The sequence below is a fragment of the Mangrovibacillus sp. Mu-81 genome, from assembly GCF_036867415.1.
Lineage (GTDB): Bacteria > Bacillota > Bacilli > Bacillales > Bacillaceae_B > Rossellomorea.
Genome location: NZ_JBAJHU010000007.1, coordinates 152,027 through 165,258 on the forward strand (window position 1 = coordinate 152,027; position 13,232 = coordinate 165,258).

Here is a 13,232-nt window from a genome sequence, read left to right on the forward strand (position 1 = left end):
TGGAAGTGGATCTCTTCATTCTATTGGTCAAAGGTTTTCTACAACTTTTGAGGGAGAAGGTTTGTATAAGTTCAGGCATACAAAAAAGAACGGATCTCCCACTTGTCATAGGCAAGCAAAAGACCCGTTCCTATCCAACCCATTGAGGGGAAGACACTTCATATAAAACTAAAATATACCATGTTCATTCAGCGAGTTCTCCGGGACCGGTTGACCTACATCCCAAAGTTCAGCAATCCTGTCATTTTCAAATCGGAAAATATGAATGACAACCGCTCCAAGATCATCTGGATTCTGCTTCACATGTGAATGAACTGCAACGGTATCTCCCTCTTCGATCGCCCGTTTCACTTCAAAAGTCTTGTCCGGGTTTGCAGCAGCGTTCTCTTCCATCGCCGCCAAAAGTGACTCTGCATCTCCGCGAAAATAGGGATTATGATGAAAAAAGTCAGGACCGGCGTGACTTTGGAAGGCTTCCCGAACGCTCCCTGATGCTGCTAGTTGAAGAAACGACACTGCTCTCTCTTTCTTTGTTAGCGTACGATCAACCTGAACTGTTTCTTTCATTTCAACCATCCTTTCTTTACTATCTATTTTAAAGGAAATATACGGTTTAAGCGAATATTAATTCGGTTGTCACTTAACTAATGCAGCACGAAGGTTCACTCCAAATTCCATATAGCCTTTTAAACAAGTCAACATATATACCCAGCCTTCTTTGTTGTCCAATAATTGATCGATCAGATACTCATCATCCCCATTAAATCCTTCCTCGTTCACTTCTACGATCGTGCCTCCCTTTTCTGCAGGATAAAAATTAATTGTCACCAGACGACTGCCTGCCCATTCACTTTTTCATTCTTATGGATTTCTTTGATATGTATATCTCCCTGCGCATTATATTCCTCGTATTTTAGTGTGATCGTTTTCCCTTCTTCCCACCTTTCAGAACTTGAAGAAAACCAGAAGTTTCCGATTTTCAACGGATCAACAAATGCCTCAAAGATTTCATTTGCCTGTTTTTGAATGTGGATTTTAGTTAGATTGTTCATTTTTTAACAGCTCACTTTCTTACTTATTGGGTTCAAACACTATTCTATACAACTACATATTGGATATATCTAATGCCAGATACATCAGGGATAACGAGTTGCGAAAAATAAATGTTGTGGTTACTTATTCTTCAACATGCAGATATAATCCTACTAGAAAAAGTACCTTCATAAATTTTTCAGGGAAAGGGGTAAGATGTTTAATGGTTTCCTCCTCTGGCCTGCCATCCACTCTGTTATTCAAATTGCATCGTGCGGGACAGGCTCACCTTCACCATTGAGAACATCTTTACCCGTTTTAAAAAACATGACCACAGGACACTTATTCAAGTTTACAATCACTTATTTTCCAAACTAACCTCAAACAAATCAATTATTTCTATGAATCTTTCAGCTTCTCTAAATGTATGATCTGCTAAAAGAGGATGAATATTACTCTTTATACGGCATGCTTCAATTAATTCCCTTGCTGTTTTCTTGAAGTCCCTTAAGGAGGCAACTGAAACTCTATTCTGGTTTAAAAACTGACTTAGGATCGGTTTGGTTTCAGATTGGGGGCGCATAGAACTTAAATCAAGTGCCTGAAACACCAACTGATCGAAATCATGGCTGAATTCCCTTGCTTGTTCTACCAGTTTTCTTTCTGACGGATCTAATAGGTGACCTATAAACTTTGCATGGTCTGCCATTATCTTTAAAAAGAATACATTCTCTTCAATCACGGTATCTGGTTCCGGTACCAGCTTGCCTTCATTGAGTTCTTTTAACCGATTGGCGAAGTATGCCGCTTCTCTGCTAATATGATCCACTAATAATGGGAAATTGTTGGTTCTGATTTGGCAATTAAGAGTTAACCGCAATACCTTCCGTTTGTAACTCCATATTGCCGCTGCAGCTTGATAAACCTCACTATTAAATGCCTGAACTTGGTGCAGATCTGAGTTTACTGAAAATCCAGTCAGCTTTTCTTCGATTCTCTCAAACATTGAGATATACTGCCGGGCCTCTTCTATCAATTGTGACTGTTCATAAGTAAAACCCAAACTCAAAAATAAAGCATGCTCTTTCATAATCCTTGACCAGAAATGTATTTCGTCCAATGATCGTTCAACAATCGGATTAGCCATGCAATACCTCCTTATTATCATCTCCTTTCAACTATATGTTATGATTTATTGTCCTCATTCCTTTTTCTCGTTAATGGAAATAATACACAATCTTTGATCGTATCACTATCCGTCAGAACCATTAATAATCGTTCAATTCCAAATCCCCAACCAGAAATAGGCGGCATTCCATACTCCATAGCTGTTAAATAATCTTCGTCCATCTCCATAGCTTCCAAATCCCCATTACTTTTCAAAAAGGCTTGAGCCTTGAGCCTTTTTCTTTGTTCAATCGGGTCGACCAACTCAGAATATGCGTTTATGATTTCAGCACCATTCACGACAAGTTGGAACCGGTCAGTTAGTGCTGTGTTAGCATCATTTGCTCTAGCGAGAGGTGATAAATCGATAGGATGCTGGATTAAAAATGTTGGTTTAACCAGTTTTGGCCGGCACGTTTTCTTATAAAGATAATCAATGTAGTTACCCCTGCCCAAGGTTTCAATGTCAGGATGATCTAATTCAATTTTTCTCCTTTTCGTTTCTTGATGTAATTCTGCAACAACAGGATAGAGGTCAATATCAATCCCTGTTTCTCGCATGATTAAATCCCTGAAGGAAATGACGTCCCATTCAAGTGAAAAGTCAATTGTGCTCCCTTGGATTGTGATAGTCGTTGCATTGAATGCTCGATCCAGAATGAATAAAACCATATTCCGCATTAGTTTCATTGTATCTTCATAATTCCAGTAGGCTGCATAACCTTCGACCATAGTAAATTCTTGTAAATGTTGAGGACTGACCCCTTCATTCCTAAAACACTTTGCAAATTCAAACACTTTGGTAAAACCGCCTACGATTAACCTTTTCAAGTAAGTCTCGGGTGCAATTCGTAAATTCAACTCCGTATCTAAAGAATGATGATAAGTCATGAAAGGTTTCGCTAATGCACCAGAAGAGGTATGTTGCAATACCGGTGTTTCTACTTCAAGGAATTCTTCATCCTCAAAAAACCTGCGGATCGCACGTACCATTTTACTCCTGGTGAGTAATCGGCTTTGTGTGTCTTTTGTCATCATCAGATCCAAGTAACGCTGTCGATATCGAACATCGATATTGTTTAAGCCGTGCCACTTTTCCGGAAGGCTTCTCAAAGCTTTCCCAAGGAAATCATAACTTTCAATACGTAAGGTTTTTTCGTCCGTCTTCGTCGTGTACATCCGGCCTTCTACACCAATAAAATCACCTATATCAAACAATTCTAGAAATCGCTTAAATAGTAACTCACCAATCTCTTCTTTTTTTAAAAGAAGTTGTAAGCTGCCCTGAATGTTTGAAATAGTTATAAAGGTTAGTTTTTTAAAGTTCCTGATACTCATTATTCTTCCTGCAACTCTTACAGCAGAAGTTCCGTTTTCTAGCCGTGAAGCTTCACTAAGTTCATAATTTGTGGAAAATCTATCAGGAAATACTGGAACCCCCTGTGACTTTAACGATACTAATTTCTCAATTCTACCTACTGATTGTTCATGATTCATGATTTTTCCTCCAATATTAATAAGGTTTTCCGCCTTTGGAATTATTCTTAATCAACAAAAAAACCCTCACCCCCAAGATTATTCATCTTGAGGACGAGAGTTTATAGCTCCGCGGTACCACCTCAGTTTATTGACATGTCGCCATATCAACCTCTTCGGGTACGGCATTTTATTTAACTTTGAATATACCCTATCTCTTTAACGGGAGAAACCGTCGCAGTATCACTAAGTAATATCTTAGATCCGTGCGAAGCTCCAAGCCTTTTTTCGTTAAGATCATTATTACTCCTTTTCAGCAACTGGAGCTCTCTGGAAATAATGCATCAAAATTACTTCTCTCTTCACAGCCTTATATTGGAAAATTAAAAATAGTTTAAACTAGATGACCTGAGTTGTCAAATGCTATTATGGTGATTGATTAGACCCCGCAAGGCATTACAGGCAAATGAACTCTCCTACTTTTGTTTAATATTTTTGAAAAATGTTTGAATATTTAGACAGTAGTTAGTATAATAGAAAAAAGGTCAAGGAGTTGAATTATCATGAAAAAACATTTGCTTCATTCCCCGCAGCCTGAAACCAACAGCATAGACTCTTTACTGGCAGAAATGGTACTGGACGAGGCTCTGATGACATTTCGTAAAGAGCAAATTACACAACAAATTGACATCTCATTACGTAATCGGAACAAAGAAGAATTCCAGCGATTGACAGATGAATTAATACTCATTCGCAATACAAAGCAGCGGTATTAGAAAGTATCAGGTAAACGAAGCCAGTTGGCAATTTAATAGATAGACATTTTGTAAAAAATACAATAAGGGATGGTATCCTTGCTTTATACAGCAGGAGTGCCATCCCTTTCTGCGTGATCCTGATAGGGTTTTTCCTGATTCAGGAAAGGAATAATCTCCATCTCTCCTCGATACCTTATAGAAAGACCTCTAAATACAATGTGAGGAGAATGCACAATGAAGAAAATTATTTTGTTTGCCGACCCGGGCATTGATGATTCGATTGCCATCATGTATGCCCTCCTTAATCCTGAAATAGAAGTCCTTGCCATCGTATCGAGCTATGGCAATGTCGATAAAGAACAAGCTACTGAAAATATCGCTTATTTACTGGAACTGGCGGACAGAACCGACGTCCACATAATCGGAGGAACCAACGCACCATTATCTGGCGAGATCCCCAAGTTTTATCCTGAAATCCACGGACAGGAGGGACTTGGTCCCATCCGCCCGCCCGAAGATCTTTCGTTCGAACTCACCAACTTCTCAAAGATCTATGACATTATCGAAAATAATAAGGATGTTACAATAGTGGATGTAGGACGGAACACATCCCTTGCATCCCTATTTCTCCTGGGGGAAAACCTTACGGATGCCGTACAGGAATTTTATATTATGGGCGGCGCATTTATGGTACCGGGGAATGTGACCCCTTCAGCGGAAGCCAATTTTTACGGCGACCCCACTGCTTCCCATTTGGTCATGACGAACTTTGACAACCTTTATATCGTACCGCTTAATGTTTCCAACAAAGCCATCGTGACAATGGAACATATTCTGGCCATTCTTGAAATGACCAACCACCCGCTTGTGCAGATCATGGATGAAGTCATGAAATACTATATCGACGCTTATAAAAAGCTTGTTCCCGGCATCGAAGGAGCCCCGTTGCATGACGTAGTGACCCTCTCCCTAATGGTGAACCCCGACATGGGCCGTACGATCAGAAGGGAAGTAGAAGTTTTGACCTCGGGAGAAGGAAAAGGCACTTCCATTGCCGATTTCAGGGTCAGCTCAACGCCTTCAGAAAAAAATAGTAATATCTATCTGGAGGTTGACTATGAGATGTTTTTGAAGGATTTTATGAAGGTGATGAGTTCTGCAGGGAAATGATATACTCCCTCACCATGAATCAGAGAACGATAGTTCAGCCTGAAGTCATATATTGAATCATAAATCAAAATCCATGCACAAACATATCCTATAAGGTCAAATTCTTCAAAGGTGGTGGATCATGTGAATCACATTGTAAAACGCGGTGAAACACTAACCCAGATCTCAAGGGACTATCGCATCCCGCTTCAAACCATTATTCGGGCAAACCCGGCCATTAATCCCAATATCATCTACCCCGGCCAGCCAATCGTCATACCCGGTTTCCCCTCACCTGATACCCTACCATATAAAATTGACGTGTCTGTAAATAACCGGACGTTAAAGCTGCTCAGGAAGAATGGCACACTGCAAAAGCAGTATCCGATTGCGGTCGGTAAAATACTGACGGGCACACCGGTAGGTAACTACATCATCATTAATAAGGCGCCGAACCCAGGCGGACCATTCGGCACCATGTGGATGAGTTTATCAAAAGAGCATTATGGCATTCACGGAACCAATGACCCGAGTTCAATCGGGAAAGCCGTTTCGAAAGGATGCATCAGGATGCAAAATAAAGATGTAGAAGAATTGGCTCGGACAATCCCGATTGGTACACCTGTATTCATTCATCCGTGATCATGCATGTAGTGACTTGAACTCTTCGTTAGTAATTTGAAGGCAGAATTTGGGGGATGAAATATTCCTCCATCTATCTTTCTACCATCAGAAATACACCTCTATTACTCTTCTCAAAAGCAGCTGCACCGCTACAGTCTTCCATTTACCAAGCGTTCCCTTCGTAATAACTCAATAAATAAAAGGGATAAGTTTCTTAGTCCCTCTTTCATATTGGCGAAACGGTTCCCCATATTTCCCCCGCATATATCGGTCGTGAACCGGAATATTATAAAAAACAAATAGGCAGAACAAAGCAATTGGTATTATTATTGACCAGCCATTTCTAGTCAATAAAGCAAAGCCGCTCACCCATACCAGATCACCGAAATAATTGATATGGACGGCATATTTGAACAAACCCCCGGTATAAAGCTTTCCCTTGTTCCTCTTATCTTGTTTCCAGACATCCCTTAAAATTTCTGATAAGGAATTGATCCCGGAACCAGCCAGAAATATAAATATAGCAAAAGAGTCGATCGAATCTATCGGTTTATCTACAATTCCGCCCAAAATAGAAAACCCAATGAAATAAAGAGCAAAAGCAAATGGCACATTCAAAGCCTCTCCCCAGGTAATCCCCCTTCTCAATAGAAAAAACACCATGTAGTTCATCCGAAAGAAGGTAATGATACTAAAAGCGAATAATACGATATTTCTGGTCACATCCCCCTTAGGAAGATGAAAGAATTGATTGCCTTCCATGAACAGAAACCAAAAGGCGATAAGCAGAAAAATACACTCCAAAATCAATATGAGAAACCTTTGAGGCATTGATCGGTCTGTTGAACCATACATATTAACCCTCCTATATCAAACAAATATCACTGACATCTTAGCATCCATGATAATGAAGAAGTAGTTATGAATATCATATATTTAGAAGATAAAATGGCAGTAAGAATAAGAACTATCGTGATAATCAGTTTGACCCTGCTATGTAAATGTGGAAATCATCAAGCATGGAGCAAGGAATCAACAATTAAATCGCGTGTTCTCTCAGGAAATTACGAAAGGGGCTGGCGTGACCTGATTTTGACCCATTTAGACGGTTCTTCCTCAAAGAAACCGTCCAGCTTTGGATACCTGTGCTTCCCATCAGGACACAATGGCCAACATTATCGGGACCGTTATGATACTCATTAATGTAGTGATAAGTGTACTGGCAGATACTAAATCAGGTTCCGTATTGAATTGAAGGGAAAACATTGTTGTATTAGCAGCAGTGGGCATGCTTGCCAAAATGATGAGAATCGAACCAAGCATAGGCGATATCGGAAGAAATGAGACTACGACTAGAGCAATGAGAGGTGAAGCCACCATCCTCATGACGACGATAAAAGATAATGCGCTTCTTTCTACCTTTTTCCCTCCAAGCGTAGCAAGCTGCATACCGAGTACCACCATGATCACTGGAATCGTTGCCTGTGATATCAAATCAATGGTTTGATTCATGAACAATGGTACATCCAGTTGAAGCAACTGAAATCCCAGTCCAAGGAATGCACCGTGAAGTATCGGCATCTTGACAATTTTCATCCAGATTTCATTGGGATCCCTTGTTTTGTCACTGCCGCTCACAGCATAATATAGCCCGATGGTATTCATAAGGAACGACTGAATCACCATCATAATGACCGCATAGCGAAAACCAAGTTCACCGAACGCGAACAGGATCACAGGCACCCCGTAGTTACCGCTATTCATAAAGACCCCGGAAAGGATCATGGCTGACTCTTTAGCTTTTGAATAATGTCTGAGGCCCGCCACTATCTTAATCAAAATGATTAGTATTACACAGAGGGCTGCACAAAAGAGAAAAATATAAAAATAATCCATGTTCAGGTCATTCTCGTAAAATGTCTTAAATGCGAGAAAAGGATACATTAAATAGATGGCCATCTTCGATATCGAATTGATTTCGAAGCCCAATTTCTTTTGGCCTATATAACCAACGGCAAAGACTAATAATGCAGGCAGTACAATTAATATGACGTCCATTTATTTCACCACAATCCAATAGAATAAAAGATAGGCTTGACTACTAGAGTCAAGCCTTAGTGTATCACAATTACAAGAGTGGTATAATCAATCCTGCTAGCAGCAAGATCAAGGCACCGCCTAACCGTGAAGAAATTTGTGCGAATGGCATAAGCTCCATTCGCTTTGATGCTGATAAGACAGCAACATCTCCAGTCCCTCCCATATTAGCCATACATAATCCTGCTGTAATCGCTGCTTCAATCGGATAAAAACCAACAAGCTTGCCCAGAATCGCCGCTCCGATGATCGCCCCTACGACCACTCCGAACACAGTTAATATATACTGAAGAGTCAACGCTTCAAGAACCGTATTTAAGTCAGTATAAGCGACACCGATTCCAAATAATAGGGCGAATGTCCAGTTACTTGCTACAAATTGATACCACTGACTCGCCCCTTCTACTACATTTGATGGAATGATATTAGAAACCTTGGCTGCTGCCACGAGAATGATCATGATAGCATATGGATGGAGCGGAAGAACCGACCCCAGCAATGTTCCAACTGTGAAGAATGTAAGGGCAGCTATAAGTCCTACCCCCATCTTTTCGATATTGTATTTTTGTTTCGTTTTTTCATAGGTGAAGCCTTTCATGAGCTGGCCATTTCCGGTCAAGGAAGGGACTTTCCTTCCGATCATATCGAGCACGGATGCTAAAATGATCGCAAAAACATTCCCTAATGCAAGAGCCGGTACAAGCATCGAAATATAGTAGCTCGGATCATTTCCCATCATTTCAGAATAGATTTGACTCATCGGAACCGCACCAGCTCCCATTCCTCCGCCCATAATCGGCATCGTTATGACAAGAATGGCCTCTTGGAGCGTAAAACCTACAAGGGACCCCAGTATTCCGGCGATAATGATGGCGCCTGCAACCGCTCCAAATATCGGAAGGAAATATCGCAGTCCCACTTTAACAAGGACTTTCGAATTCATTCCCAATATACTTCCTGTGATTAAGGCAGCAATATAAAAATTCAAGAATCCGCCTGATTTCATAAAGTCTGTCATTGACGTGACCGTTGCTTCAGGAAGTAAACCCGCGTAGACCATAAATGCAGATCCGAAAATCGCAATGATTGCCCCTCCGCCTAAGAATGTTTTCACGATAGGTGTCCGGTCGCCTGCCCAGCCAAATAATTCACCGAGTACCATCATGACAAGCAGACTCCCGATCATTCCTCCTGGAAGATTTCCTGTATACAAGCTTATGAGGGTAACGCCCGTGAAGATCAGAAACCACAGTATCGGCATATTGAATATTTGAATCGATCGACCTTCTGTAAATGCAGTCCTCTCTTGTGCTTTCTCATTCTTATATGCAATTGTTGATGTTGCTTGTCCCATCTTGTTCATCCCCTTCTCCCCAAAGTAATCGCTTACAATGTAATCATCATATGAAAACGTTTTACAATTTCAAAGATTATGAAATTATTGTTTAACTTTTGAAATTAAAAAAAGCAGTCGAATGGACTGCTTACAAATAATGATTGATACGGGAGAGGTTCAATTTATTGAAGGAATACTGATAGACCGGCCTGCCGATTCCATAAACCAAGGTTTCATCAACAACCCCAATATCTTTTAAAAAAGTAAGATATTTCCTTATTGATACCCGTGAAATGGTCGAAACCTCGGCAATATCATCTGTTGAGAATGACTCATCCTCAAACTTTAATGTTTCTTCGTAAATGACTGATAACGTGCTGGTCGTCAACCCTTTTGGTAAAGGCGTTTTTGTTTCAGACTCTTGTACATCTTTCAATAAAAGCAGATCCAGTTCATTATGATCGATGGTTGTTTGCTTTTGAAGCATCCGATTATTTTCCCGATAAGAAATTAAAGCTTTTTTAAATCGTTCAAATTCGAAAGGTTTAATCAAGTAGTCAACCGCTCCCATACGAAGAGCGTTTTGAATGTTATTCACTTCGGATGCAGCGGTGATGAGAATCACGTCTGTTTTACGCTGTTCATCCCGTATCTGCTTCAATAAATCCATACCGGTTTGATTTCCGGGCATATAAACATCCAATAGAATCAGATCGATCTTGTACTCCTTTAATTTCTTCTTCGCATGTTCGATCGAATTCGATATTCCTATTAAATAAAACCCTTTTATCCCCTCTAAGTAGGTTTGATTAAACTTCGCTACCATGGGATCGTCTTCCACAATCAACACGTTAATCATTCTTATCCCCCTCCTCGTATGCAGTTTGAACATATACTGTCGTACCTGAACCTTTCTTTGATTCTACGTGAAGGTTACCATTCAGTTTTTCCAAACTTTTTTTTACCAGGAAGAGACCGTAGCCTCTTCCTTCTCCCTTTAAAGAATATCCTTTAAGGAAAATATCCTGGATAATGTCTTCGGAGATGCCTTTTCCCGTGTCAGTGAGTATCAGTTCAAACCGGCCATCCTGATAGAATAATTCCATCAGCACCTCTTTATCTTTACAGTCGGTTGTGGCTTCGATGCTGTTGTCCAATAGGTTTCCAATCACAGTGATCAACTCATGAGTAATGGCGGGGTCCCTTGGTTCCGGGATAAAGTCGTGACATTCTATGAATAAGGCGATACCCTTTTCCCTTGCATAGCTCAGTTTCCCCATAATAAAACCGGCCAGGGCAGGATCCTTGATTTTAGAAGTAACGGTGCTCACTTCATCGACTTGGAAAGAAACAAGCTCATTTATATAACGATTTAATCTTATATACTCTTTCATCTTCATTAATCCAAGAATCACATGCATCTTATTCATGAATTCATGTGACTGCGCACGCAGCGCTTCTGCATAAGACTTTGCCCCAGTCAACTCCTCAGCTAAAAGATTCACTTCCGTCTTGTCCCTGAAGGTAGAAATCGCACCAACCACTTCTTTGTTCACAATTAAAGGAACACGGTTTACCAGAATAGATACTCCATTGATCGTTTGCTCTTCATCCAGTTCAGGTTCCCCTGTCTCCATGACTCGCTCAAGCCCGGTCTGAGGCATGTATTCTTTGATAGGCAATCCAATTGGATCGGAATTTAATCCCGCTTCACTGAAAATCTTCAGTGCAGACTTATTTACCAATGAGATGGACGTATCCCTATTAACAGCCACGACTCCTTCATGGACTGATTGAAGCATGGTATTTCGTTCTTCTAATATCTTGGCAATCGTGATTGGCTCTAATCCAAATAATATCTTTTTTATGTATCTTGCAATAATGACCGCTCCGATGATTCCGACAATGATCCCAATGACAGATCCCACCAAAATATTGCGGTGACTTTGCTTTAAGGCTTCCTCCACACGATTCAGGGAAATTCCGACAGCAACGGCTCCAATTTGCTGATTATTTTCATTATAAACTGGAGAAAAGGCTCTGACTGACTTTCCCAGGGTCCCTTTTGAAATAGACATACTTTCCATACCTTGTAGTACGTCCTTCTCATCCCCGCCGACAAAGTGTTTGCCGATCCGTTCAGGATCAGGATGGGATTTACGTATTCCCTCCATATCCATCACAACGACGAATAAAACTTCAGCTGATTTTTGGATATCAAGTGTATATTCTTGTATTTTATTTGTATCGTCTTTATTTTCTAAACCATTCTTTACGATTGTTGAATGGGAAACCGTGCGTGAAACGACCTTTGCCTTTTCTTCAATCGAAGCTTCAATATTATCGTTGATCGTCCTTGAAATAAGCAAATCGGTTATCACAAGGGAAACCAGGACAATGATGCATACGAAGAGAATGATGATGGTGCTTAGTTTAAGCTGTTTCTTTTTCACAGGAGTCACTCCAGTGCATGTTAATATAATTCTCTATTCTACATGATTTATCAAGAATAACCAGAGAGGTGCTCCCTTTACTCTTGCCAGTAATAAGTAGTATACTGATAATGCCTCTCCCGAACATTCGCTTGTTGCGGGACACTTAACCACTGTACGGACGGGAGGGGCCTCGTTTTAGTCAAGACATCATGCTTCAGTGAATTTCTGTAATGACACAGGATTCATTGAGGCTTTTTTTAATTCTTCGCAACATAGTAAAAAGCCAGTCCCCGTATGAGAACTGGCTTATCTTGTGAAATTGGAGCCACATTTGCCGTAATGTTGGATAAGAAAGTTTTAAACCACCACTCCTCAAAGTGGGTGTTTGCAGAAGACTTCCTGTCGTCCTCTATCGTGGAGGCATGACATTCCGGCTTCGATATAAAACTCCCTGTTACAGTTTAAAGGTTAAAACTTCGTTATGATTACGTACAACGCAGCTTATAGTTTATATATTATATGATATTGGTCGAAGTTTCAACTGTTAAATCATCTTATCATGGATGATTATTCGTCGAAAACTTCCACTTTCTCCATTACATCGCCATTTTTCATCGACTTCACGGTATCGATTCCTGAAGTCACTTTACCGAAAACAGTATGAACACCGTTTAAATGAGGCTGTGGGTCATGAACGATGAAGAATTGGCTTCCTCCTGTATCTTTACCTGCGTGTGCCATTGAAAGGGAACCTTCCTCATGCTTGTGAGGGTTTCCTTCCGTTTCACATTTGATCGTGTAGCCTGGTCCACCCATGCCGTTCCCATCTGGGCATCCGCCTTGACTGACAAATCCAGGAATTACACGGTGGAACGTCAATCCATCATAAAAACCTTCTTTTGCTAATTTCTCAAAGTTTTCAACTGTTGCCGGTGCTTCATTCGGGAATAAATCAAATTCAATCTTTTCCCCTGTTTGAAATTGTATGTATCCTTTTTTAGCCATTATTAACAACTCCTAATCATATATTCATACATATTTTATCACTGTGTGTTTTCATTGTCACTTCTAAGATAATACCCGCAAGCAAGTCTGTGCGCAAGGTCTGACTTTTGTCCTGAATCTCGAATAAGATTGAACAACAGTCATGAATGTAAG

Annotated in this window: 12 protein-coding genes, 1 other RNA gene, 1 pseudogene and 1 other annotated feature; of the genes and pseudogenes, 3 read left to right on the plus strand and 11 right to left on the minus strand. The window is 40.4% G+C overall.

Translation table 11 applies throughout. The features are described from left to right. Nucleotides 1-168: 168 nt before the first annotated feature. The 4 genes and pseudogenes from V6B33_RS15180 to lysS form a co-directional block, all read right to left on the minus strand. Nucleotides 169-576, minus strand: coding sequence for a nuclear transport factor 2 family protein (locus V6B33_RS15180; RefSeq protein WP_334218596.1), 408 nt, complete (start codon nucleotides 574-576; stop codon nucleotides 169-171). A 60-nt stretch (nucleotides 577-636) separates the two neighbouring features. After that, nucleotides 637-1,052, minus strand: a pseudogene (locus V6B33_RS22090) (SRPBCC domain-containing protein). A gap of 338 nt (nucleotides 1,053-1,390) precedes the next feature. Further along, complete coding sequence (locus tag V6B33_RS15195) at nucleotides 1,391-2,179, minus strand: DUF2935 domain-containing protein (RefSeq protein WP_334218599.1); 789 nt, start codon at nucleotides 2,177-2,179, stop codon at nucleotides 1,391-1,393. A 38-nt stretch (nucleotides 2,180-2,217) separates the two neighbouring features. Next, nucleotides 2,218-3,696 (minus strand): lysine--tRNA ligase, encoded by a 1,479-nt coding sequence (gene lysS / locus V6B33_RS15200; protein WP_334218600.1) that lies wholly within the window; start codon nucleotides 3,694-3,696, stop codon nucleotides 2,218-2,220. An 86-nt stretch (nucleotides 3,697-3,782) separates the two neighbouring features. Next, nucleotides 3,783-4,050: a binding site (T-box leader), on the minus strand. Between the two features lie 188 nt (nucleotides 4,051-4,238). Here lysS and V6B33_RS15205 point away from each other — a divergent pair. The 3 genes from V6B33_RS15205 to V6B33_RS15215 all read left to right on the plus strand — a co-directional run bounded on the left by V6B33_RS15205 (nucleotide 4,239) and on the right by V6B33_RS15215 (nucleotide 6,224). Beyond that, nucleotides 4,239-4,451, plus strand: a complete 213-nt coding sequence (locus V6B33_RS15205) for an IDEAL domain-containing protein (protein WP_334218601.1) — start codon at nucleotides 4,239-4,241, stop codon at nucleotides 4,449-4,451. Between the two features lie 216 nt (nucleotides 4,452-4,667). Next, nucleotides 4,668-5,603, plus strand: coding sequence for a nucleoside hydrolase (locus tag V6B33_RS15210; RefSeq protein ID WP_334218602.1), 936 nt, complete (start codon nucleotides 4,668-4,670; stop codon nucleotides 5,601-5,603). A gap of 123 nt (nucleotides 5,604-5,726) precedes the next feature. Next, complete coding sequence (locus tag V6B33_RS15215; RefSeq protein ID WP_334218603.1) at nucleotides 5,727-6,224, plus strand: L,D-transpeptidase family protein; 498 nt, start codon at nucleotides 5,727-5,729, stop codon at nucleotides 6,222-6,224. A gap of 171 nt (nucleotides 6,225-6,395) precedes the next feature. On the opposite strand, the gene V6B33_RS15220 is transcribed toward V6B33_RS15215, so the two are convergent. The 7 genes from V6B33_RS15220 to V6B33_RS15250 form a co-directional block, all read right to left on the minus strand. Continuing rightward, on the minus strand, nucleotides 6,396-7,061 hold the full coding sequence (locus V6B33_RS15220) for a methyltransferase family protein (protein WP_334218604.1): 666 nt from the start codon (nucleotides 7,059-7,061) through the stop codon (nucleotides 6,396-6,398). Nucleotides 7,062-7,361: 300 nt separating this feature from the next. Next, nucleotides 7,362-8,264, minus strand: coding sequence for an AEC family transporter (locus tag V6B33_RS15225; protein WP_334218605.1), 903 nt, complete (start codon nucleotides 8,262-8,264; stop codon nucleotides 7,362-7,364). 70 nt (nucleotides 8,265-8,334) lie between these two features. Then, the gene (locus V6B33_RS15230; protein ID WP_334218606.1) at nucleotides 8,335-9,657 is read right to left on the minus strand and encodes a 2-hydroxycarboxylate transporter family protein; all 1,323 of its coding nucleotides are present in this window, start codon (nucleotides 9,655-9,657) and stop codon (nucleotides 8,335-8,337) included. Nucleotides 9,658-9,787: 130 nt separating this feature from the next. After that, entirely contained in the window at nucleotides 9,788-10,498 is a 711-nt protein-coding gene (locus V6B33_RS15235) for a response regulator (RefSeq protein ID WP_334218607.1), read from the minus strand. Continuing rightward, a complete protein-coding gene (gene dcuS, locus V6B33_RS15240) occupies nucleotides 10,491-12,092 on the minus strand; it encodes a DcuS/MalK family sensor histidine kinase (RefSeq protein ID WP_334218608.1) in 1,602 nt (533 codons plus the stop codon). The genes V6B33_RS15235 and dcuS overlap by 8 nt, the downstream gene beginning before the upstream one ends. Before the next feature lie 300 nt (nucleotides 12,093-12,392). Beyond that, nucleotides 12,393-12,580: non-coding RNA, 6S RNA (gene ssrS, locus V6B33_RS15245), on the minus strand. Nucleotides 12,581-12,641: 61 nt separating this feature from the next. After that, the gene (locus V6B33_RS15250) at nucleotides 12,642-13,079 is read right to left on the minus strand and encodes a peptidylprolyl isomerase (RefSeq protein WP_334218609.1); all 438 of its coding nucleotides are present in this window, start codon (nucleotides 13,077-13,079) and stop codon (nucleotides 12,642-12,644) included. Nucleotides 13,080-13,232: the final 153 nt, after the last annotated feature.